This window comes from Photorhabdus sp. P32 (assembly GCF_038085095.1).
GTDB lineage: Bacteria > Pseudomonadota > Gammaproteobacteria > Enterobacterales > Enterobacteriaceae > Photorhabdus > Photorhabdus luminescens.
Genome location: NZ_JAZGJN010000270.1, coordinates 23264 through 45822, shown reverse-complemented (window position 1 = coordinate 45822; position 22559 = coordinate 23264). Strand labels below are relative to the sequence as shown.

17 protein-coding genes are annotated in these 22559 nt (G+C 45.2%); 3 read left to right on the top strand and 14 right to left on the bottom strand.

Going from position 1 to position 22559, the window contains the following annotated elements; translation table 11 throughout:
- Window positions 1-72: 72 nt before the first annotated feature.
- From menE to menF, 6 genes are all read right to left on the bottom strand, one after another.
- The gene (menE, locus tag V2H77_RS13530; protein WP_341499220.1) at window positions 73-1473 is read right to left on the bottom strand and encodes an o-succinylbenzoate--CoA ligase; all 1401 of its coding nucleotides are present in this window, start codon (window positions 1471-1473) and stop codon (window positions 73-75) included.
- Window positions 1461-2432 (bottom strand): o-succinylbenzoate synthase, encoded by a 972-nt coding sequence (menC, locus tag V2H77_RS13525; RefSeq protein ID WP_341499219.1) that lies wholly within the window; start codon window positions 2430-2432, stop codon window positions 1461-1463. Before menC ends, menE begins: the two co-directional genes overlap by 13 nt.
- Window positions 2432-3289 (bottom strand): 1,4-dihydroxy-2-naphthoyl-CoA synthase, encoded by an 858-nt coding sequence (menB, locus tag V2H77_RS13520; protein WP_341499217.1) that lies wholly within the window; start codon window positions 3287-3289, stop codon window positions 2432-2434. Before menB ends, menC begins: the two co-directional genes overlap by 1 nt.
- Before the next feature lie 11 nt (window positions 3290-3300).
- Complete coding sequence (menH, locus tag V2H77_RS13515) at window positions 3301-4071, bottom strand: 2-succinyl-6-hydroxy-2,4-cyclohexadiene-1-carboxylate synthase (RefSeq protein WP_341499231.1); 771 nt, start codon at window positions 4069-4071, stop codon at window positions 3301-3303.
- The gene (gene menD / locus V2H77_RS13510) at window positions 4068-5762 is read right to left on the bottom strand and encodes a 2-succinyl-5-enolpyruvyl-6-hydroxy-3-cyclohexene-1-carboxylic-acid synthase (RefSeq protein WP_341499216.1); all 1695 of its coding nucleotides are present in this window, start codon (window positions 5760-5762) and stop codon (window positions 4068-4070) included. The genes menH and menD overlap by 4 nt, the downstream gene beginning before the upstream one ends.
- A 113-nt stretch (window positions 5763-5875) precedes the next feature.
- Window positions 5876-7195 (bottom strand): isochorismate synthase MenF, encoded by a 1320-nt coding sequence (gene menF, locus V2H77_RS13505; protein WP_341499215.1) that lies wholly within the window; start codon window positions 7193-7195, stop codon window positions 5876-5878.
- Window positions 7196-8134: 939 nt separating this feature from the next.
- Between menF and V2H77_RS13500 the strand changes: the two genes are divergently transcribed.
- The 3 genes from V2H77_RS13500 to V2H77_RS13490 all read left to right on the top strand — a co-directional run bounded on the left by V2H77_RS13500 (window position 8135) and on the right by V2H77_RS13490 (window position 11382).
- Complete coding sequence (locus tag V2H77_RS13500) at window positions 8135-9361, top strand: alpha-xenorhabdolysin family binary toxin subunit A (RefSeq protein WP_445935496.1); 1227 nt, start codon at window positions 8135-8137, stop codon at window positions 9359-9361.
- A gap of 45 nt (window positions 9362-9406) precedes the next feature.
- Window positions 9407-10468 (top strand): alpha-xenorhabdolysin family binary toxin subunit B, encoded by a 1062-nt coding sequence (locus tag V2H77_RS13495; RefSeq protein WP_341499212.1) that lies wholly within the window; start codon window positions 9407-9409, stop codon window positions 10466-10468.
- Window positions 10469-10851: 383 nt separating this feature from the next.
- Window positions 10852-11382 carry a hypothetical protein gene (locus V2H77_RS13490; protein WP_341499211.1) on the top strand — a complete coding sequence of 177 codons (531 nt, stop codon included), beginning with the start codon at window positions 10852-10854 and terminating at the stop codon, window positions 11380-11382.
- A gap of 1171 nt (window positions 11383-12553) precedes the next feature.
- On the opposite strand, the gene nuoN is transcribed toward V2H77_RS13490, so the two are convergent.
- The 8 genes from nuoN to nuoG are packed head-to-tail and all read right to left on the bottom strand — an operon-like array spanning window position 12554 to window position 22517.
- Window positions 12554-14011 (bottom strand): NADH-quinone oxidoreductase subunit NuoN, encoded by a 1458-nt coding sequence (gene nuoN, locus V2H77_RS13485; RefSeq protein ID WP_341499210.1) that lies wholly within the window; start codon window positions 14009-14011, stop codon window positions 12554-12556.
- Between the two features lie 6 nt (window positions 14012-14017).
- The gene (gene nuoM, locus V2H77_RS13480) at window positions 14018-15538 is read right to left on the bottom strand and encodes an NADH-quinone oxidoreductase subunit M (protein ID WP_265379594.1); all 1521 of its coding nucleotides are present in this window, start codon (window positions 15536-15538) and stop codon (window positions 14018-14020) included.
- Window positions 15539-15558: 20 nt separating this feature from the next.
- Window positions 15559-17406 (bottom strand): NADH-quinone oxidoreductase subunit L, encoded by a 1848-nt coding sequence (gene nuoL / locus V2H77_RS13475; protein ID WP_341499209.1) that lies wholly within the window; start codon window positions 17404-17406, stop codon window positions 15559-15561.
- The gene (gene nuoK, locus V2H77_RS13470; protein ID WP_011147297.1) at window positions 17403-17705 is read right to left on the bottom strand and encodes an NADH-quinone oxidoreductase subunit NuoK; all 303 of its coding nucleotides are present in this window, start codon (window positions 17703-17705) and stop codon (window positions 17403-17405) included. The genes nuoL and nuoK overlap by 4 nt, the downstream gene beginning before the upstream one ends.
- A complete protein-coding gene (nuoJ, locus tag V2H77_RS13465) occupies window positions 17702-18247 on the bottom strand; it encodes an NADH-quinone oxidoreductase subunit J (protein WP_049584760.1) in 546 nt (181 codons plus the stop codon). Before nuoJ ends, nuoK begins: the two co-directional genes overlap by 4 nt.
- Before the next feature lie 12 nt (window positions 18248-18259).
- Entirely contained in the window at window positions 18260-18802 is a 543-nt protein-coding gene (gene nuoI / locus V2H77_RS13460; RefSeq protein ID WP_049584761.1) for an NADH-quinone oxidoreductase subunit NuoI, read from the bottom strand.
- A gap of 14 nt (window positions 18803-18816) precedes the next feature.
- Window positions 18817-19794 (bottom strand): NADH-quinone oxidoreductase subunit NuoH, encoded by a 978-nt coding sequence (nuoH, locus tag V2H77_RS13455; protein ID WP_341499208.1) that lies wholly within the window; start codon window positions 19792-19794, stop codon window positions 18817-18819.
- The gene (gene nuoG, locus V2H77_RS13450; RefSeq protein WP_341499207.1) at window positions 19791-22517 is read right to left on the bottom strand and encodes an NADH-quinone oxidoreductase subunit NuoG; all 2727 of its coding nucleotides are present in this window, start codon (window positions 22515-22517) and stop codon (window positions 19791-19793) included. The genes nuoH and nuoG overlap by 4 nt, the downstream gene beginning before the upstream one ends.
- Window positions 22518-22559 lie beyond the last annotated feature (42 nt).

The following is a 22559-nucleotide window of genomic DNA, read 5'->3' as shown; positions in this document are numbered from 1 at the left end:
CTATTCTGAAGTGGCAATAGAGCAAATGAGATGGATATCCATCTCACCACACAAAATACAAATCAAAATAGCTCAAGAGCAACCGGGCAAACCCAACACCCATTTTTTGACTTGCTGACGGGAAACTTTAATGCCGTTATTTTTAAGCTTTTGAGGTAACAGATAGTAAGCGACTGGGCGCTGAAAAGCAGCCAGTTTACCAATCAACCATTCAGGTAATGTATCAATGACCTCAGATGAATTACTGTCTATGACCGCGACAGGGCGATAACCAAATTCAGGGTCGGGCACCGGAACAGCAAAACTCTGTTCTACCTGTGGATAGGTGTTAATCACCCGTTCAATATCTTCCGGCTGAATTCCTTCTCCACCGCTGAAAAATTGATTATCCATCCGGCCAAGTATCCGCAACTCGCCATTTTGTATCACTCCTCGATCACGAGTATGAAACCAGCCATCTCGATCAGCTAATGGTTGTAATTTTCCATCCAGCCAATATCCACAAGCGAGGCTGCCAGAACGAATCTGAATTTCCTCATTTATTAGCCGAATTTCCTTGCCCGGTAAGGGATTGCCGACACCGGGGCGATCGTCTGCCCGTTTAATGCATACCGTTGAAGCCAATTCGGTCAAACCGTAACTACACCAACAGCAAATGCCTTGCTGCTCCGCTCGTTGAGTCAATTCAATGGGGATCATTGCTCCCCCCAACAGCACTTGTTTCAAATTCAGTGTCTGATTTTGTGATTGCTCCAGTAACCGCCAAAGCTGAGTCGGAACCAATGAAGCGTGAGTACAATCTGCCAAAGCGTGATCTAACAGATTGGCATTTCTGAGCACCAAACAAGCCCCTTTGATTAGCCAGCGCCAAATGATTCCCTGACCCGATACATGAAACAACGGCAATGAGAGCAGCCAGCTATCTTGTTGCTGAAAATCGATGGCTGAAAGTACATCTTGCCCGCTGGCAAGATGAGCATGAATTGAGTGAACAGCCGCTTTAGGTAACCCAGAAGAGCCGGAAGTCAGTATCATACTGGCTGGGCGCATAGCATCCCATACCACTGAATTGTCATCAGAATTTAGTGGTTCACTTTTCCAATCGAGGATTCTGGCATCCATCACAGGCAAGTTGTCACCACAAAAATCAGCCACAAAATCGATATTCAAATGTGGCAGTAATTCAGCCAAGAGCATTTCAGGCAATTGAGGATTCAGTGGCAATACCCGCGCGCCACACTGTAGCGCCGCAAGATAGCAAAACAGCATCTCTTCGCTGTTCTTTCCTCGCAACATTACGCCACTACCTTCAACTACCCCCTGTTGGCGAAAATTGGCCGCAATCGTATCCAAAGAGATCACTAACTGGCGCCAGGTTAGGGAACGATCACACAACTTGACGGCAATATTTTCAGGACTAAATGATGCCCAATAGCGCCACGGCCACTGGGTAAATGGATTTAACTGCGCCATGCGATTTCTAACTCGTCCAATTCTGTTACTGGCATCGTGCTACCCGGCCAACGTCGCACTAACTGAAATTGAATCAATTCCAGCGTATCCAGTCCAGGAATCGTCGCTGGCGTCAGCCAATGAGCAATACGGGCAAGCTGAGTCAAACCAAAGCTGGTTTCAATACTGGAGCTGATCACCGCCTCTAACCCCGCATTGTGCGCGGCTGAAGTCAATTGACAACAACGAGCAAGGCTTCCTATCAGAGTGGGTTTAATCACAATAGCAGCCACCCCTTTTTGGGCCTCTACTTTAAAACCCTCATCACGGACAGTTTCATCCCATGCAATGGCGATCCCAGTCTCACGGGCAAAAGCGAGCGATTGTTCCGGGGTTTGACAAGGTTCTTCCAGAAAGACAATTCGGCTACGGTAATCAGGATTGACATACTTAGCGAAACTGTCCGCTTTAGCACGGCTCCAACTACGGTTAGCATCCAGCCGCAAAGATAAATCCGGTACCGCTTCCAGTAAGACGTTAACTACCATGCCATCACGTACCGCTTCATACAGTCCGATTTTCACTTTGGCAACTTTTTGTCCACTCAAGTTACTGAGACGAACAATCAGTTCATCAGGATCGCCATTACACAATGGCGCTTTCCGGTAGTTAGCGTCTTTCGGTAATTTACCCTGCAATTCAGCTAATGCGCAGCTAATCCCGAATGCGACAGAAGGTAATTCACTTTCATCAGGTTCAGCGCCAAGGCGCCACTGTTTAAGCCATGCCACCACTGCTTCACCTGCCAGTTCAACAGTTTCTTTGCTAAATTCCGGCAATGGTGAAATTTCACCCCATCCCTGTTGACCATTTTCCTGTAAGTGAACCAAAAAACCATCACGAGTTTTAAGCCGCTGATATCGCAGGATAACACCGGCTTCCATTGGCAATTTGAACCGGTATAAAGTTGCAGTTCGCATTATGGATTACGTTTAAATTTACTAAAATCAGGGTGGCGTTTCTCAACGAATGCATTACGTCCCTCTTGACCTTCTTCGGTCATATAGAAAAGCATGGTGGCGTTACCTGCCAGCTCTTGCAATCCAGACTGACCATCACAATCCGCATTTAGAGCAGCTTTTAAGCAACGCAGGGCCATCGGGCTATTTTTCAGCATTTCACGACACCAGCGAACGGTCTCTTTTTCCAGATCCGCATAAGGCACAACGGTGTTAACCAAGCCCATCTCCAACGCTTGTTTAGCATCATATTGACGACACAAGAACCAGATTTCGCGGGCTTTTTTCTGCCCAACAATCCGTGCCATGTAAGATGCCCCCCAACCGCCGTCAAAAGAGCCCACTTTAGGCCCGGTCTGACCGAAAATAGAGTTGTCAGCCGCAATGGTCAGATCACACACCAAATGCAGTACATGACCGCCGCCAATCGCATATCCAGCAACCATAGCAACAACAGGTTTTGGACAAGTACGAATCTGACGCTGGAAATCCAATACATTTAGGTGATGCATGTCATTGGCATCTTTATAACCACCGTAATCGCCACGGACTTTTTGATCACCACCAGCACAAAACGCTTTTTCACCCATACCTGTCAGGATAATCACCCCGATAGTGTCATCATAGCGGGCATCATCCAACGCCCGCATCATCTCTTTAACCGTCAATGGCCGGAATGCGTTACGTACTTGCGGGCGATTAATGGTGATTTTAGCCATACCATCGGTGGATTTGTGATAAAAAATATCTTCAAATCCTTCAGAGCAGTCCTGCCATACAACTGGGGCATAAAGTTCTTCTTCGCTCGGGTAAATCATATTCGTATTCCTTATGCATTAAAGAGTGATAAAAAATGGTTTACTGTCGCAGCAAACGCCGCCGCATTCGCTCGGTGAGCATTATGCCCAACATGTGGAATAGTTTGCAGCGGCAAAGCGCAATGTTTTGCTAATCGTCCGAATTTCTTGTCATTTTCGCCGCATAGATAAGCAAAAGGCAACGTCAGTTGCTGCAATACAGGAACCAACCAAGGTTGATGTCCAAGTGAAGTATTTTCCAGCATTTTAGCCACACCATCGCCATCATTATGGCAGCGTATTTTGATCAGTTGCTGACGCTGTTCAGGTAATAGATCAGAAAAAAGCGGCTGCTGATACCAATCAGATAAAACCTGTTCCATCGGCTGAGAACGAAAACGTTCGGCCCAACTGCTATCGTGTTCGAGACGATCATTCCGCTCCTGTTGGGAAAATAATCCTGGGTTTCCGCCTTCAACCATCAATCCGCATAATCCCTGAATATCACCATAACAAGCATGATGCATGGCAATGCGTCCACCCAAGGAGTAACCAATCAACCAATATTGAGCGATTTGCTGTTTTCTTAACGTTGCAGATAAAAGACGGCTCATGTCTGCAAAATCGTTTATCTGCACTTTTGCGGAATCACCGTGACCGGGTAAATCGATGACCAATGAGGGATGTTGAGCACACAGATTCACTAACGGCAACCATTCATCACCAGAGCCCAATAATCCATGTAACCACACCAGCCAAGGGCGGTCATTGTGATCGTTAAACTTGCGACAAGCCAGACTCACAACACTGCCACCTGTTTTAACAGTTGTTGCAAACACTCAGCCCCTTCTCTCTCCGGCACTTTTAGCTCAATCAGCGTGGTTTCATTCTGTTGCCATGCTTGCTCAATATCTTGTTGCAACTCCATCCAACTTTGTGGGCTGGCATATTTCAAGCCGAACATCGCCGCAGCATGATCAAAACTAACCTGCTGAGGCATACAGTAAAAACGTTGCCTTGCTTCTTCCGGGGTTGATAGTAAAGAGAAAATCTGCCCGCCGTTATTATTTACCACTATTAACACGATTGGTGCGGAAGGATGACGCAACAGAGCCAAACTATTGAGATCATAAAGCGCCGATAAATCACCGATAACCGCTAAAGTGGGCTTGGCTGTTGCCCGTTGCACACCCGCCGCAGTGGAAATTAACCCATCAATGCCGCTAGCGCCCCGGTTACTGTAAACCGGATATCCTGCTGGTAATCGCCCAAGGGCATCTATCAAACGAATAATCAAGCTGTTACCGACAAACAACTGCCCGTGTTCAGGCAGTAATTCACGCAATCGATAGGCCACAGTTGCTTCACCGAATTTCCCTGCCAATGCTGTTCTAACGCAATTAACGGCTTTTTCTGACCAGACAATGAGCTCTTCTGCCCACGGTGTATGCGATTGTGCCCACGGCATACGCGACTGTGCGGGATGAGCCAATAACCAGTCAGCAATATGACAGGTCAATTTTTTGCCGCGATGATTGGCAGGATCAAGCCGACCGGGTATCGGATCAATAATCCAAAACTCCTGCGGCTGGCATTTCGCTTGCCACTGTAACAGGCGTTTCCCTATCAGACTGAAACCAAACTGCACGACCAGTTGCGCTTGCGCTAAAATATCCTGCACATGAGGATTACCCAGCCATAAATCGGCACAGGGCAATGGCTGCCCAGTTTGTGAAAGCACATTGCCAATCAGCGGCCAGCCCAATGCTTTTGCCCATTTAGCAACATTAACTCCCTCTTCGGCACTCATTCGACCAGCCAATACAACGCCTTTTTTCTGCTGCCAACAGTTCCAATCCGGCACTTCTGCCACAACATTAGCTACTGGCTGGCTCAACCAAGGTTCGTTACTTTTCCACCAATCGCCTAACTGCTGCTGCCACTCCTTATAAGCAGGCTCTTCATTACCATATAACGGTTCGGCAAATGGGCAATTAATATGCAAGGCTCCATGTCGCAAACTCGCCATATTATGATCTATGACAGAAACCAGCCAACTTGCCGATATATCTACGGTCGGTCTTGGCAAAGAAATTGTCTGGCATGGATGAGAAGCAAAAATACCATTCTGACGGATAGCCTGATTTGCGCCACAATCCATCAATTCTGGCGGCCGATCAGCAGTAAGGAAAACCACTCGCTCACCCGTTAAACTGGCTTCAATTAATGAAGGATAAAGATTCGCTACCGCGGTTCCAGAAGTGACGATAACGGCAACCGGTTCTCTGCTTGCTTTAGATAATCCCAGTGCCAGATGCCCTAATCCACGTTCGTCAAAATGAGTATGACAAATCAGTTTGTTATTTGCCGCAGCAGCTATTGTCAAAGGCGTGGAACGTGAACCGGGTGCAATGCAAACATGACGTAATCCATGACGAGTAAGTGCTTCCAATAAAAGTTCCGCCCAGCGGCGGTTAAATGCGCTGTTTGACATAGTTTACTCAAAAAATTTCTATAAAAGCTGACTATTAGCCTAACGGCACAGATAATTATTTCTTTATCCTAGTTCAATGAATTGCCACTTAATTGGAGATTGTTTTCATTCAACTATTCCCCTTTCAGCAAAGTACGCAACCCGGCAGCTTTGTTCTCTATTTCTATCCATTCCTGTTGTGGATCAGAACCCATCACAATCCCCGCACCGGCATACAGTGAAAGTAAATTGTTGTTAATTTCTGCGCAACGTAGAGAAACCGCAAACTCACTCTGTTCACAGGAAAGATACCCTGCGGAACCTGCATACCAGTCACGATTAAATGGTTCGCTATCACGAATAAAATCACGTGCCGCTTCACGAGGTAATCCAGCAACTGCGGCCGTTGGTTGTAAACGATGCAAGCAATCACTATCACGGGCATGCTTCAATTTTCCCTGTATCCGGCGGCGTAAATGCTGGACTTTTCGCAGACGAATCACATCTGGCGGAGCCACATCGACAGAAACCACCGCACCTTGAAGACGCTGGCAAATATCATCAACAACGAGTAAATTTTCATGCTGATTTTTTTTATCATCCAGCAACCATTGCCCTAATTTTTCGGCTTGCTGAGCATCATCAGAATTAGCAACCGTCCCCGCCAGCGCTTCGGTATAAAGCTGAGTCTGCTTACGGTAGTAAAGCTGTTCTGGTGAAGACGCCAAAAATGCCTCGTGCCGATTAAAAGCCAGCATAAAATGATAACAACAGTGATTTATCCGGCGACTCGCTGCCATAAACTGTGCAGCCGCTAAAGATTCACTCAGTACTAGTTGCGTCTTACGCGCCATCACTACCTTCTCCATCTTACGATGGGTGATAGCCTCCAAAGCCTGCTCAATCAAGTCACACCACCGGGCGCGTTCCGGCATATTCTCCGCATTCACTACCACCGCCTGTAATGCAGAGAATTCCCGGTGCGGAACTAACTGTTGCAGAAATTCCTGTGCATTTCTCACATCCTGCCGGCCTGCGATATTCAAATACAACCAGCTTTCGTCACGGCAGCGGCGTAATTCGATGCGAGGCAAAAACAGATAACCCGCTTCCCCGGCTGCGGATTGCGTAATACGGGCTGGTTGAATCCGATCCCACGCATTCAGCCCCCAGATCCGTATCTGTGGAAATTGACGGTTTCTGTGCAAAAAATTTTCGGCTAAAGCGATATCACTGAAAAGATGGATTTGCCCACAAGCAGCGACTTCTTCATGGCCCTCTCTGTGATGCCAATAGAATTGCGGATAATGAGACTGCGCCGCCAGCCATTCCAGCCAGTAAGTGCTGCAACCTGCTGGCAGAGGAAATGCAATCTGTTGGATACCAACTTCGCTAACTTGTTCATTATTCAGTGTTTTACATACATCAGCGACAACATTAGCAATTTTATTCACCACTTCTGCCTCAAAAGACGTGATAAAAGTAGGATTATACGGGGCATTAATAATAATTAAAGCCCTGATTATTTATGTAGTTATGCTTGTTCGATTCCGTTAGCAGCATGCTCTTATCCCGATACTGAAACAGGCTGAATCAGAGGTTTTGCCCTTCAAATAACGAATATTAAGTTCACTAGCATGATCAATTCTCACGATGCAATTTATAAAAAAATGACTCTTTTATTTACTACGGAAAATTTACTAAATAAATAACGTTATTATAAACTAGGGAACAAATATTTATCCTTTTAATAAGATCATCCTATAAAAACATGTCTTATTCTCACAATAGCCAAATAGGATTATAGAAAAAACCCTCTTATTTGTTAATTTTAGCTATTATATAAACAATTAAGTCTTTAATTGAAACATATAATTAAAAATAATAAAAAAACATCTGACTTATTTTTTATAAAAATACAACATTACCTAATTTTAAAATTAAAAAGATAGAAATCATATAATCACCACATCGCAAAATTGACCTAATTATTTGTTTTAATTGCATTTTTATATAAAATTTATTTAAACATTTTATATTTATCATTCTAACATCAATAAATAAATGAAAACTTAAGTCATATAGACAAGAAAACCAAAGGATTATTCTCACCCTCAATTGCTAAAACAATAAAAATTCATACTATTTAATTCTATATATCAGACATAAAAAATTAAAAATAAATTTATTTAAGATTAATAGCAACGTAAAAATACTATTTAACAAAACTCATGAATTAAACTATTTTTCCAACAATTAATCACGTAAATATATGTATTTTTAATTAAGATTATTCAATAAAAAACACAACGTGAATTTAACAACATGAGTATTATGACGTTCGGTTATGACTTGATGTATTTAATAATTTTTTAATAAAGCAAGAACCATTAATGGAGAAATATATGTTATTAGCTCAACTTCCAGCGGAAAAAACACTGAACGAAACAGATATTCCCTCGGCTACCTTGCAATTACTGACTGGTAAACAAGAAGGTGTTGCACGCCCAGGAGGAATATTTACCAAAGAAGACCTGATTAATATCAAACTGTATGTTAAGAAAGGGCTATCACTCCCTTTTAATCTTGAGGAGGTGAAAAGCTACTTGGGTTACCAAAAGATCGATATCGCTGGATTAGAACCAAAGGATATTCATGCCTTATTTGAAGAAATCCGCATTCACTCGCTTAGCTGGAGCGATGTGGAAAACGATATTCTGCAACAGAGCATAGACCTGGAAGTTGTTGGCAAACAAATTACCGAAACCGGTGAGAATATCATTAGTCTCATTAATGAAATGCCAATTATTACGCGCATAAAGAGGAGATTGGGAGAAATATCACATAGACAACTCGCCGAGATCACCTACACCCATGAAGACAGAGAAGTATCCTATGTTTTAGGGGAAATCCTTGACACCATGAAAAGTGATATTAAGAAACAGCAGGAAAAAACTGAAAAAGTCAAAACTGAAGTATCTGATTTCAAGCTAAAGCTGATTGGCGGCAGATTATCAAACGGCAATATTGCTCTAGGTTTACAGCCACAAGTCGAAAATAAGCGAAAGCTGATGAGAGATAATAAGGTGTCAGTCAGCATCGGAAATCTGGACGATAAGATCGCTGAGAAAAAAGCGGAAATTACCCAACTCAAGAAAGACTACGATAAATTCGTAGGCCTGGCCTTCTCCGGTATCGCAGGGGGACTAATCGGCCTCGCTATTACTGGCGGCATCTTTGGCTCCAAGGCAGAGGAAGTGCGAAAACGTAAAAACATGCTGATCGAAGAAGTGCGTAGCCTGGAAGAGAACATCAACGGCAAACGCGCACTACAAAAATCTATTACTGGCTTATCCCTTGATTTTAGCGACATTGATACCCGGTTGTTGGATGCAGAAGTCGCTCTGAATCATTTGGATTACATGTGGCAATCCATGCTAACCCAAATTAATGCTTCCAAAGATAAGTTTAGCCAGATTAACGACGCACTGAATCTGACCTCTTTTATGACTAAATTCCAGCAAGTCATAAACCCTTGGAAAGAGGTAGAAGGTTCCGCGAAACAATTGGTCAAAGTTTTCGATGAAGCGTTGAAAGAATACAAATCTCGTTATAACTAATCATTCACGTATTACATAGGATTTACAGAAAAAAGGAGTATTAAAATGACTGACGTCATCACTTTCCCTCAGAAAACGATTACTTATCCAGAAATTAGCGTAAAAACTTTGAGTCAAGCGGTGAAAAATATCTGGCGTTTAACACACCAGCAAAAATCAGGCATTGAAATCATCCAGGAAAAAACTCTGCGGATAAGCTTATATAGTCGCGATATTGATGAAGCTGCTCGCGCCTCTGTTCCTCATCTACAAACTGCTTTGAGGCAACTTCCCCCTCAAGACTATTTCCAGACCATCATCGAAATTGATACTGCTCTGGAAAATACCGAATTGGATGACGAGACACGCAAAACCCTGTTGGAAGCACGTTCAGAACAAGTACTCAATTTGAACAAAGACGTTAAAAACGTTATTTCTAGCTTACACACAGAATCTAACATAATAGCCAGCAAAATTGCCGATGTTAGTAATGTCGTTATTTTAGAACGTCTGGAAGAACGCCTGAAAGAAGAACAGGAAAAAAAAGAAGAGCTGCAAACTGATATCACACAGAAAGAGAAAAATAAGGCCAAATTAATCCCAGATCGCGACAAACTCATCGAAAGCCAAAATATTATCCGTCAATATAATCTGGCCGATATGTTTAAGGACTATATTCCCGATGTCAGTGAACTCGACAAACTGAATCTGGCTAGTCCTAAAAAAGAACTTATCAAACAGGCGATCAAACAAGGAATTGAAATCACTAAAAAGATTCTAAGCAATATCTCCACAGGACTAAAATATGTTGAGCTAGCTGATGCCAGAATCAAATTGGATCAACAAATTGCTCAATTAACCAAAGATTGCGACGATTTAAAAACCCAGTTAAAAGGCGTAGAACAACGGATTGCCGGTATAGCTGATGTGCATCAAATCGACAAAGAACGCATTACCCTATTACTCCAGGCAACTAAACTGGAACAAGTATGGAGCATCTTTGCCAGCCAATTACAGGAAACCATAGATGATCAAACTCGTCAGCAAGGCTTGACTAAACTCATACACGATCAACTAGACTACCTTGACAATCTGGAATCGCAATACAGCGGGCTTCTGCTGAAATAAATATAATATAACTTGCCCCTTGACCTTCATCAGGCAATACAAGGTATTGAGTATGATAAGCAAATAAAAGTCGTGCGAAGTATAATTCAGGGGGAAAAAGTATTATCAATAAGTTGCAACAACCCGGTAAGGACAACCTTACCGGGTCAAGTTATTGACCAACCCATTTAAAAACATCCCCAAAGAAATAAGCAGGGCCGCACGTCGCTAGATTGGGGACATAATATGATTACGCGGAAACTGAAAGATTTTCACAAATCCCCCCTTCTAATAAGCATCAGTCCAGCATTATCGATTGTGTCGCATGATCGATTGTATTGCATGATCGAGTGATGTTTTAATGCTCGGTCACCATCTTTTCGATATAAACTAGGAGAATGTAAATGAGCAAGCTAATTCTGCCCTCTAATATGTTGTTGAAAGAGGAACAAACTGTTTCGTTGACCCAAGTAGACCTAACCAAAGAAGACCCATCTCTGCTGGAGTTGCTACAACAGCAAATTGAAGCCGAGGACAGTCTCACGCAACAGACCGGACCACGTTGGTATCGCTCTGGTTTAGGCCCTAAACCAACTCAAGGCGGTACGTATATTTCTGGTACAACCTTAGCTCCCTTGAACGGACCGACGCCTTCAGGAATTGTGAACACCATTCAGTGTACCTATGACCGAGTCAATTGGGCTGGCTGGCAAAATCAAATCACGCTGCGTCTTTTCATCACCACCCCGGATAATTCTACTGCATGGGAAGCATTTCTAGATGTAGCCAGCGGCTCGGCCACGATCAATGCCGCAGGAGCGAATGTTCCAGCAGACTGTAGGATTACCCTGCAAATGAAAGTCGGAAATATCACGGGCGGGTTGTATCAGCCGCCGTACATTTCATCCTATGACTGCTGGGTAAGCTACAACTAACACGAACTGTTGAGGACGCGTCTTTGGATATATGTCAAAGGCGCATTTCTAAATACGTTGTTTACTGTGAAAGGCGTTATCCTGAATATATTCTTGAAGAAGTCAGATTGAATGCGATAATTAAAGAAATAAACTTTAATTTTAATACCATTAATATATTTATTACCCTCTTTGGTTTTAAACCTAAAAATCAAATACAAGAAGAAGGAAAAATGAGAAAATCAGAGTATCGATTTAGTAAAAATGGGTAAATTTAAATTACAGGCTCAAAATAGTCCAATAAAAACCATTCATTAAATGAATTTTTAATCGAAAAATAAGAAAACTCTCTGAATGGAAATCGCCCTATTTGATATCACCTTTTTAACCATATTCATTTTATCTTTTTACCTGCCTTTCCCTTTAACATCCTATTCACATTCATATTTAATTCGTTTATCGGTAATGTTATCCACCCACTTATTTTACATTTACCTAATCTGACATAATCATTTAAAATCACAAAAACAAAAATATTAAATATTTCATATAAAAGACGGATTTAACTATAAGTGCAGATTTTTAAAAAAACGTTAATCAAATTAAATCCAACCCCATTAACCATTAATAAAAAATTGAAAAGAAATCAGCGAAAAAAGAATATTATCCGAAAAAAAATAAAGGGGTATCTTTATACCATCAAGCTATTTATTGGTTGATTTATACCCGTCATCTTTCAAGTTGCCTCTTTGTTGGCTGCGCTCGCTCCCTTGCCGTCGCGATGCATCTTGAAATCCATAGGGTATATAACCATTTTTAAATCTCATTTATACCCCGTAAAAAAGGCAAATAAAAATATAAAACAGGTTAACAAGACAATACATTTAAAAAATCAACCGATTTTAATAACGTTTTCAACTGAGAATTAAATTTTTTATCAGCCAGTTAAATAATCGTTTATAAAGAATCCGATTCCCTGCAATAAAATATTATTAAATGAATTTACTGATTTATTTAAACATCATTTAAATAGACATGGTTTTAAGAGAAAACCTAAAATCATATGACGAGACTATTTTAATAAATAAAAGATTTTATTTTTATAACTCAAGTCTTTTCAAAACTGACCCGGTAAGGACAACCTTACCGGGTCTTTATTATGCCAAATAATCCGTAACAACCGACTGGCTATTTAGAGCATAATTTTCGCTTGCTGTATCACATCAATCAGCGGTTGAGGCCAGATACCTAGCGCTAATACCAATAATGCGGAAATCAGAACAACGATCCCGCCGGCAGTCGATGCCCAGTTCCTTGGTGTGTCACGATTAAGGGCTTTCGGCGCAGGCAAGTACAAGCTGACCATTACCCGCAGATAGTAATACAAACCAATAGCACTACCCACAACCACAGCGCCCGTCAGCCACCACAGTTCCGCTTGCACACCCAACACAATGACGTAGAACTTACCAATAAAGCCAAATGTCATTGGTATCCCCGCCAGTGACAACATCATCACCGTCATCACCGCAGACAGAATAGGTTTGTGCCAAAACAGGCCACGGTATGAGTAGAGGGAATCTGCATCCGGCCCTTTATATGGGCTGGACATGAGGCTAACAACGCCAAATGCGCCAATACTGCTAAACAGATAACCCGCTAGATAGATACCGACCGTTTCTTCCGAAAGCTGGTGATTCTGTACCGCTACCAGCGCCACCAGCAGATAACCGAGGTGAGCAATAGAAGAGTAACCAAGCAGACGTTTAATATTTGTCTGGGTCAGCGCCATCAAGTTACCGAACAGCATAGAAGCAATCGCAATAACGGTTAATACTGTACGCAGTGCTTCACTATCCGCCATTGGCGCTTCAACGAATAAACGTATCACTACCGCAAAAATCGCTATCTTACTGGCTGTTGCCAGAAAGGTAGAGACCGGCGCAGGCGCTCCTTGGTAAACATCCGGCGTCCAGAGATGGAAAGGCACCAGTGATAATTTAAAGCCAAGGCCGACAACCAGCATACCCAAGCCTGACAGTATCAAAGGTTGATAGATATAGCTGTCAGACAAACGATGCCCCAGCGCAGCAAAAGAGAGATCGCCTGATTCCGCATATAACAACGCTATACCAAACAGCATGAAGGAAGAGGCTGCCGCAGACAGCAACATATACTTGATAGCTGCTTCCAGAGAGCGTTTCTGGCGGTATGCATAACCAATCAAACCAAACAGCGGCAAAGTTAATAACTCAATACCGATAAACAATGATGCCAAGTGGTTTGCACAAGCCAGAAGAATCCCGCCCACTGTCGCAATTAGCACCAGCAGATAGAACTCTTCTTTGTTATCTGGATAATTTTCCAGCCAGGAATAGGCGAAAGTCGTCGTTGCCAAGCTCGCAACCAGCACGAGACCGATATAGAGCATAGCATAGCGATCCACATGAACCAGTGGAGTGACATCCATCGCTTCTTGTTGTCCGACAAAATAGAGAGACAGCAGAGCCAGATTCAAACCTATCACGGTCAGAGTGGTGTTAATAAAGTGATCGCGTCGCCACGCAATGGACAGCATCACAACTACTACCGTCAATCCGACGATCAACAGCGGTAACAGCGCGATCAGTTGTTGAGGAGTTATTGTCATGGCGAATTACGGCCTTGTAGTTGAAATTGAAGCTGAGTACCAGGTCTGGATGTTATCCATCGCTGCCGCTGAAGTATCAAGGATAGGTTGCGGGTAGAAACCCATCACCACCAGTAATATCAACAGCACCATTACAATGGATACTTCTCGCATATCCATCCGTCTTAGTGGTTCGTCTGATTTTGCCTCACCGTAGTAAGCACGCTGCATCATATACAGGGCATAGACAGAAGCGAACACCAGACCAAACACAGAAATCGTTATAATTAACGGAAATTCACTAAAACTACCAAACAGGATCATAAATTCACCGATGAAGTTACCGGTCCCCGGCATCCCCAGTGTCGCGACAGCAAAGGAGAGCGATAATGCAGGCAAGAACTGCACACGTTTCCACAAGCCGCCCATGAGATTCATATCACGGGTATGTAAGCGCTCATAAAGCTGCCCGCAGAGAATAAACATGCCTGCGGCTGACAGACCATGAGCAATCATCTGAATAATCGCCCCCTGGTAAGCAAGCTGGCTGCCAGAATAGATCGCGATTAACACAAACCCCATATGAGAGATACTGGTATAAGCAATCAGGCGTTTGATATCTGTCTGGCTGAATGCCATCCATGCGCCATAGAAGATCCCTAGCACACCGAACCACATCGCAATGGGAGTGAACTCATGAGAAGCTTCCGGGAACAGTGGCAAAGCGAAACGCAACAGACCATAACCCGCCGTTTTCAGCAAGATACCCGCCAAATCAACAGAACCCGCGGTTGGCGCCTGACTATGCGCATCAGGTAACCACCCATGCAAGGGCACAACTGGCATTTTCACTGCAAAAGCAATGAAGAAACCAAGCATCAGCAAGTATTGAACGGTGTGTGACATGGGTGTATTCAGCAGTTTTCCATAACTGAATGTCCACTCGCCTGTTCCGTTATAGTGAACCAGTACCAGCGCCATAATCGCAATTAACATCACCAAGCCGCTCGCTTGGGTGTAAATGAAAAACTTGGTCGCCGCAGTGATACGGGTTTTACCGCCTGAGCCTCTGTGCCCCCACAGCGCAATCAGGAAGTACATCGGCACCAACATCATTTCCCAGAAGAAGAAGAACAGGAACATGTCGATAGCGAGGAACACCCCCATCACACCGCCAAGAATCCATAGCAGGTTCAAGTGGAAAAAGCCCTGATATGGCTGATTTTCCGTCCATGAACAGAGAATAGCCATCAGCCCCAATAGTGCGGTCAACACCACCATCAGCAGCGATAAGCCATCCAGAGCAAGGTGAATACTGATACCAAAACGCGGAATCCACGGCATAACAAATTCTATTTGCCATTGAGGGATCCCCTGCGGATTCGCCAAGGTGAAGCCCCCCTGCAACCACAGTTGCAGAGAGAGCACCAAAGTCAACCCCATCGAAATTAACGCGATCCAACGCGGTACACGGGTACCGAAGCGTTCAGCCTGCCAACTCAACAGGCCACCGATGAAGGGCATAAGAATTAGCCAAGGTAATAGCATGGCGCAATGTATCCCTTAAATTAAACCAGTAGCAGCAGAGCTAAAACCAGCACTGCACCCAACCCCATAGAGGCAACGTACCAACGGACCTGTCCATTTTCACTCAGACTAAGACCTTTGTTACTCCAGCGTGATAACACCGCAGGAATATTCATCAGCGAATTTAGCGGATCGTTTCGCAATACATGCGTAATGTTCTTGAACGGCTTAGCAAATACCCAATCATAGAGAACATCAAAGCCCCAGGCATTAAACCACCACACGGAGAAGAAACGCCCCGGAGCACTTTTCGCCACACCATTCACCAACTGACGTTTACCCAAATACAGTGCCATTGCCAGCAAAATACCCGCTATAGCGATCACGCCAGAAACCACTTCAAGAGTCATTTTGCCTGTGTGATCCGTTGAATGGCTGCCCGGCAACACCCCCGCCAATGGCGGCACAATCAGTGCGCCTACAAAGGTGGAAAGCACCAGCAGCACCAGTAACGGCAGATGATGGGTAATACCTTTAACAGGATGGGCTTTTGTTTTCGCCTCACCGTGGAATACGATGAAAATCATGCGGAAGGTATACAAAGAAGTCATAAATGCCCCCGCCAGACCAGCCAGCATTAGGTTGATATGACCATGTGACATTGCTCCCCACAGAATTTCATCTTTACTGTAGAAACCGGCAGTGACGATTGGCAACGCGGATAACGCCGCGCCCCCCACCAGAAAGCAGACATAAACCAATGGAATGGATTTACGCAATCCTCCCATTTTGAAAATATTCTGCTCGTGATGACAAGCTAAAATGACGGAACCCGATGCCAAGAACAACAGCGCCTTAAAGAAAGCGTGGGTCATCAGGTGGAAGATTGCTGCATCCCACGCCTGAACCCCCAACGCCAGGAACATGTAACCAATCTGGCTCATGGTTGAGTAAGCTAATACACGCTTAATATCGGTTTGTACTAACGCGGCAAAACCTGCCAACACCAGCGTGATAGCACCGATCGTGCCAACCAGTTGCAGGATTTCCGGCGCCATCAAGAATAGGCCGTGACTACGTGCAACTAAGTAGACCCCGGCGGTTACCATCGTTGCAGCATGAATCAGCGCAGAAACCGGCGTTGGACCGGCCATCGCATCAGCCAGCCAAGTTTGTAACGGCAATTGGGCTGATTTACCTACGGCCCCACCCAACAACATCAGGGTTGCCCAGGTAATCACCGAAGAACCGGCTTCCAGATGCTGCGGAGCTAAAATCGCCAACTCGCGGAAGTTCAACGTTCCCAGATTGTCATACAGAATGAACATGCCGATAGCCAGGAAGACGTCACCTACACGGGTAACGACAAAGGCTTTCATTGCCGCGGCGCCATTCGCCGGATTGGTATAGTAGAAGCCAATCAGCAAATAACTGCATAGCCCCACCCCTTCCCAACCGAGATACATCAGCATCATGTTATCTGCCAGAACCAGTATCACCATGCTGGCGATAAACAGGTTGGTATAAGCGAAGAAACGAGAATAACCCTCTTCCCCACGCATATACCACGAGGCATACATATGGATCAGAAAACCAACACCGGTCACCACACTCAACATGGTAAGCGATAAACCATCAAGAACCAGAGTGAACGGGATACTGAAATTCCCAACCTCCATCCAGTTCCACAGGTTCTGGCTATAAACCAGATCGCCCGCGCCATTCTGACTGTTGAAATCGATAGCAACCCATAAGGTAACCAATGCAGCCAAACCAACAGAACCAATCCCAATGGTAGCTGATGTATTTTCAGACCAGCGGCCACGGGAAAATGCCAACAGCAAAAATCCCAGCAGTGGCAGAAGAATTGTTAAATAGAGTAAGTTCATCCGCGCATCTCACTGACTGTATCAATATTCAGATTCTGGCGACGACGATAGAGCTGTAATAACAGCGCCAAGCCAATACTCGCCTCTGCCGCCGCCAAGCTGATAGCCAAAATAAACATCACCTGACCATCTGGCTGGCCCCAATAGCTGCCTACCACAACAAAAGCCAGAGCCGCAGCATTAATCATCACTTCGAGCCCAATTAACATAAACAACAGATTACGGCGAATAATGAGCCCAGTCAGGCCCAACACAAATAGAATTGCCGCCAAAATCAGTCCATGTTGAAGAGGTATCATGGTTGTTCCTCCGCATTTCGGTTGCTGAGCACTTCACCCTGTTTATGTTCACGGCCTATGTGATACGCCACCACCATACCAGCAAGTAATAGCAAAGAAGCCAGTTCAACGGCCAATACATATGGACCAAACAAACTGATACCCACTTCTTTAGCGCTGATCACTTCACCGGTGATATTGTCAGCAATATCGCCATGAGAAACATTGATAATGGTATACACCAGCACAACAAGCAGCACGGCTGACAGTATCCCCGGACCAACCCAGGTCTTCGGTTTTAACCAGACACGCTCCTGTTCCACAACAGATTTGCCAAGGTTTAGCATCATCACCACGAAAACGAACAGCACCATAATGGCCCCGGCGTAGACGATGATCTCTAGCGCACCGGCAAAATAAGCGCCAAGCGAAAAAAACACCGCTGAAAGCGCCAGCAGAGAAACAATCAGATACAAAAGCGCATGTATCGGATTGGTATGGGTAATCACCCTGATAGTTGCCAATATGGCAATCAGCCCGGCGGTATAAAACGTAAATTCCATGAATATCGCTCCTTACGGCAACAAGCTTTTAACGTCGATAGGTTTCGCTTCATCGTCGGCTTCACCTTTTGGTTTGCCGCCAATTGCCATACCTGTCTTACGGTAAAAGTTATAATCAGGATATTTACCCGGACCTGAAATCGTCAGGTCCTCTTTTTCATACACCAGATCCTGGCGCTTAAATTCCCCCATTTCGAAATCCGGCGTTAATTGGATCGCAGTCGTCGGGCAAGCTTCTTCACATAAGCCACAGAAAATACAACGTGAGAAGTTAACGCGGAAAAATTCTGGATACCAACGACCATCTTTATGTTCAGCTTTTTGCAGTGAGATACATCCCACCGGGCAAACCGCCGCACACAAGTTACAGGCAACACAACGCTCTTCACCGTCCGGATCGCGCGTCAGCACGATACGACCACGGTAACGGGGCGGCAGATAAACCGGTTCCTCTGGATACATTTGGGTTTCGCGTTTATGAAAGGCATGCAAGCCAATCATCCAAATACTGCGTACCTGGGTGGCAAAACCAACCACTAACTCTTTCAATGTCATGGTTCATTCCCCCCTTATTGAGCGTTGTACAAAATCACTGCCGCAGTCGCTAGCAGGTTAAGTAAGGTCAGCGGCAAACAGATTTTCCAGCCAAACGCCATCACCTGGTCATAACGCGGACGCGGTAAAGAAGCACGTATCAGGATGAACATCACCATGAAGAATGCCGTTTTCAACGCAAACCAGACAAACGGCGGCAGGAATGGACCATGCCAGCCACCAAAGAACATTGTCACAATCAGGGCAGAAACCGTGACAATACCGATATATTCACCCACGAAGAACAGGCCGAATTTCATACCGGAATATTCAATATGGTAGCCGTCAGCCAGCTCCTGTTCTGCTTCCGGCTGGTCAAAGGGGTGACGGTGACACACCGCCACGCCCGCGATGGCAAAAGTCAAGAAGCCAAAGAACTGAGGAATGACATTCCACATATGCTCTTGTGCATTGACGATATCCACCATATTGAAAGAATCTGCCTGCGCAACAACGCCCATAAAGGAGAGGCCGATAAACACTTCGTAACTGAGTGTCTGCGCAGAAGCACGCATCGCCCCCAGTAATGAGTATTTGTTATTACTTGACCATCCAGCAAACAGCACCGCATAGACAGCCAGACCCGCCATCATCATGAAGAACAAAATGCCGATGTCCAGATCAGCGGCCATCCAAGTCGGCGTGATCGGCACAATGGCAAATGCCAACAACAGAGAAACAAAACCAATCACCGGCGCCAAAGTAAAAATCATTCTGTCGGCAAACCGTGGTACCCAGTCCTCTTTGAAGAACATTTTGATCATGTCAGCGACGATTTGTAACGAGCCACCCCAACCTACACGGTTCGGCCCATAACGGTTTTGAAACAGCCCTAGCAAACGACGTTCGCCAAAACTCATCAATGCCCCACAGACAACCACCACGACCAGGATCACCACGGCCTTCAGAACAGCGATCAGCACATCAATAATTTCGGGGGTTAACCAACTCATTGTGCAACCTCCCGCAGATTATTCACGGAAACACCTGCCAATACCGGAGGGATACCCGGCATTCCCATCGGCAAACCGATCTGCCCTTGAGCAAGACTTTCACTCAGACGAACTGCCAGACGCAGTTGCTGACCAAAACAATCAAACTCCAGAACAGAACCCGTTTTCACACCCAACTGATCCGCATCTTTGCTATTGAGCATCACATAAGGCTCCGGCATACGTTCCTGAATGACATCAGAACGCTGAGTTAACTCTTCACTACCAAACAAATGGTGGTAAGGAGCCACTGTCCATTGGTTATTTTGTGCAGTAAACGCTGCCGGAATCTGATCAAAATAGTTCAGACCACCGTCAGTTGTTTCAATCAGACGCACACCCGGATCGCCAAAGCGCAGATGACCACCTACCTCCGCCTGGAATTTGTTCCAAGCTTGCGGTGAGTTCCAGCCTGGCGCCCATGCAAATGGCACCTGCTGACGATAGGCATTTGGGCTATTGTTACCTTCCATTGAGAAAGCAAATGGCGAATCGACATCCTCTGGCTGACGCTGCTCATGTACGCTGAGATTCGCCAGCATAGCAGTACGACCGCTGTAACGGTGCGGTGAACGAGCCAGTTTCTGACCACGGATACGGAATGTAGAATCAGGCGCTGCATCAACAATGCCTTTAAGCTGCGGCATTGTTTCAACACAAGCATCAATCACATGGTCAAGCTGCGTCCAATCCAAATGGCGTTCAGTATAAGTTGTTTGCAAAGAGTGCAACCAACGCCAACTTTCCAGCATCACCACCGATTTGTCGTAGAAAGAGGGTTCGAAAACTTGGAAATAACGCTGCGCCCGGCCTTCCTGATTTACCAGCGTACCGTCACTTTCCGCAAAGCTAGAAGCTGGAAGAATCAAATGGGCTTTATCCATGATGGCAGTGCGTTGATGATCAACCACAACCAAGTTTTTCAGATTGTTCAGCGCATCGTCTACCTTATCTGCTGCGGCATGGCGATAAAGATCATTTTCCATCACGATAGCCGTATCAGATTCACCACGGCTTATCCGTTGCAGCGCAACATCCAGCGGCTGAGCTTCCATCATTGCCAATCCAATACTATTCGCATAGATTGCAACAAACGACAAACCGACATCTGAGCCTCGGTCTTTCAGTGCCCAGGCAACATTGGCCGCTGCTTGAATAATCGCATCACTGCCGACGTTACTACCACTGATAATCAGCGGTTTCTTCGCGCCAATCAACGCTTGCGCAACCATTTCCACTTTAGCTTTCAGTTCGTCAGGCAAATTTTCAACTGCCGGCGCAGTGTTATCCAATGCATGAGCGACTGCAAAACCAAAACGCGCCTGATCATCAACCGGCGCACGATAATTCCACGCTGCGATATCATCCAGACGCGTATCATCCACGTTGGTCACAAACAGGGGGTATTTCGCACGCTGACCAATATTCATCACAGCGGCAATTTGCCAATCAGCAACTTTCTGAGCAGCGGCCATTTCGCGGGCTTTGCCTTTCACAGCCTGACGAACTGCCAGTGCCATCCGGGCGCCGGTTTGCGTTAGATCTTCACCTAAAATCAGTACCGCATCATAGCTTTCAATTTCACGCAGCGACGGAGTATAAACGCCACCTTGTTGCAAAATTTCCAGCATCATATCAAGACGTTGCTGTTCAGCCGCAGCAATCCCACTATAGAAGTTTTCCGCGCCCACCAGTTCACGCAGGGCAAAATTGCTTTCCAGACTGGCGCGTGGGGAACCGATACCGATGGCATTTTTGGCCTGACGTAAAATATCCGCCCCACCCTGCATGGCCTGTTCAGCGTTAAGTGAGATCCAATGATCGCCACGCAATTGCTGTGGCTGACGAGGGCGATCTTTACGGTTGACATAGCCGTAACCGAAACGACCACGGTCACACATAAAATAGTGGTTTACCGTCCCGTTATAACGGTTCTCAATACGGCGTAATTCACCATAACGCTCTCCCGGGCTGGTGTTGCAACCAATGCTGCACTGTTGGCAGATACTTGGCGCAAACTGCATATCCCATTTACGGTTATAACGCTCAGAATGGGTTTTATCAGTAAATACCCCAGTTGGACAGATTTCTACCAAGTTACCGGAGAACTCGCTTTCCAACGTGCCGCTTTCAGGGCGACCAAAATAGATATTATCGTGAGCGCCATAGACACCAAAATCAGTGCCGTCGGCGTAATCTTTGTAGTAACGCACACAACGATAACAAGCAATACAGCGGTTCATTTCATGAGAAATAAACGGCCCCAATTCCTGATTGTTATGTGTGCGCTTAGTGAAACGGTATTTACGGAATGTATGACCGGTCATCACAGTCATATCCTGTAAGTGGCAGTTGCCCCCTTCTTCACACACCGGGCAATCGTGCGGATGGTTAGTCATCAACCACTCAACCACACTCTCACGGAACTTTTTAGCCTCTTCATCATCAATAGAGATAAAAGTGCCATCCGCCGCCGGAGTCATACAGGACATTATCAGACGACCGCGCGTATCATCCGCATTTTGATATTGCTTCACCGCACACTGGCGGCAAGCGCCAACGCTTCCAAGCGCTGGATGCCAGCAAAAATAAGGAATATCCAACCCCAAAGAGAGGCAGGCTTGTAACAGGTTATCAGCCCCGTCTACATCATATTTTTTGCCGTCTACATGTATCGTAGCCATAGTCAGCATGCTTCCAAATGACCTGCTTTTCAGCAAGTGTTA

Coding starts and splice junctions, on each gene's coding strand:
- menE (WP_341499220.1), bottom strand. CDS start 1,473: ATGGCGCAGTTAAATCCATTTACCCAGTGGCCGTGGCGCTATTGGGCA.
- menC (WP_341499219.1), bottom strand. CDS start 2,432: ATGCGAACTGCAACTTTATACCGGTTCAAATTGCCAATGGAAGCCGGT.
- menB (WP_341499217.1), bottom strand. CDS start 3,289: ATGATTTACCCGAGCGAAGAAGAACTTTATGCCCCAGTTGTATGGCAG.
- menD (WP_341499216.1), bottom strand. CDS start 5,762: ATGTCAAACAGCGCATTTAACCGCCGCTGGGCGGAACTTTTATTGGAA.
- V2H77_RS13500 (WP_445935496.1), top strand. CDS start 8,135: ATGGAGAAATATATGTTATTAGCTCAACTTCCAGCGGAAAAAACACTG.
- V2H77_RS13495 (WP_341499212.1), top strand. CDS start 9,407: ATGACTGACGTCATCACTTTCCCTCAGAAAACGATTACTTATCCAGAA.
- V2H77_RS13490 (WP_341499211.1), top strand. CDS start 10,852: ATGAGCAAGCTAATTCTGCCCTCTAATATGTTGTTGAAAGAGGAACAA.
- nuoN (WP_341499210.1), bottom strand. CDS start 14,011: ATGACAATAACTCCTCAACAACTGATCGCGCTGTTACCGCTGTTGATC.
- nuoM (WP_265379594.1), bottom strand. CDS start 15,538: ATGCTATTACCTTGGCTAATTCTTATGCCCTTCATCGGTGGCCTGTTG.
- nuoL (WP_341499209.1), bottom strand. CDS start 17,406: ATGAACTTACTCTATTTAACAATTCTTCTGCCACTGCTGGGATTTTTG.
- nuoK (WP_011147297.1), bottom strand. CDS start 17,705: ATGATACCTCTTCAACATGGACTGATTTTGGCGGCAATTCTATTTGTG.
- nuoJ (WP_049584760.1), bottom strand. CDS start 18,247: ATGGAATTTACGTTTTATACCGCCGGGCTGATTGCCATATTGGCAACT.
- nuoI (WP_049584761.1), bottom strand. CDS start 18,802: ATGACATTGAAAGAGTTAGTGGTTGGTTTTGCCACCCAGGTACGCAGT.
- nuoH (WP_341499208.1), bottom strand. CDS start 19,794: ATGAGTTGGTTAACCCCCGAAATTATTGATGTGCTGATCGCTGTTCTG.
- nuoG (WP_341499207.1), bottom strand. CDS start 22,517: ATGGCTACGATACATGTAGACGGCAAAAAATATGATGTAGACGGGGCT.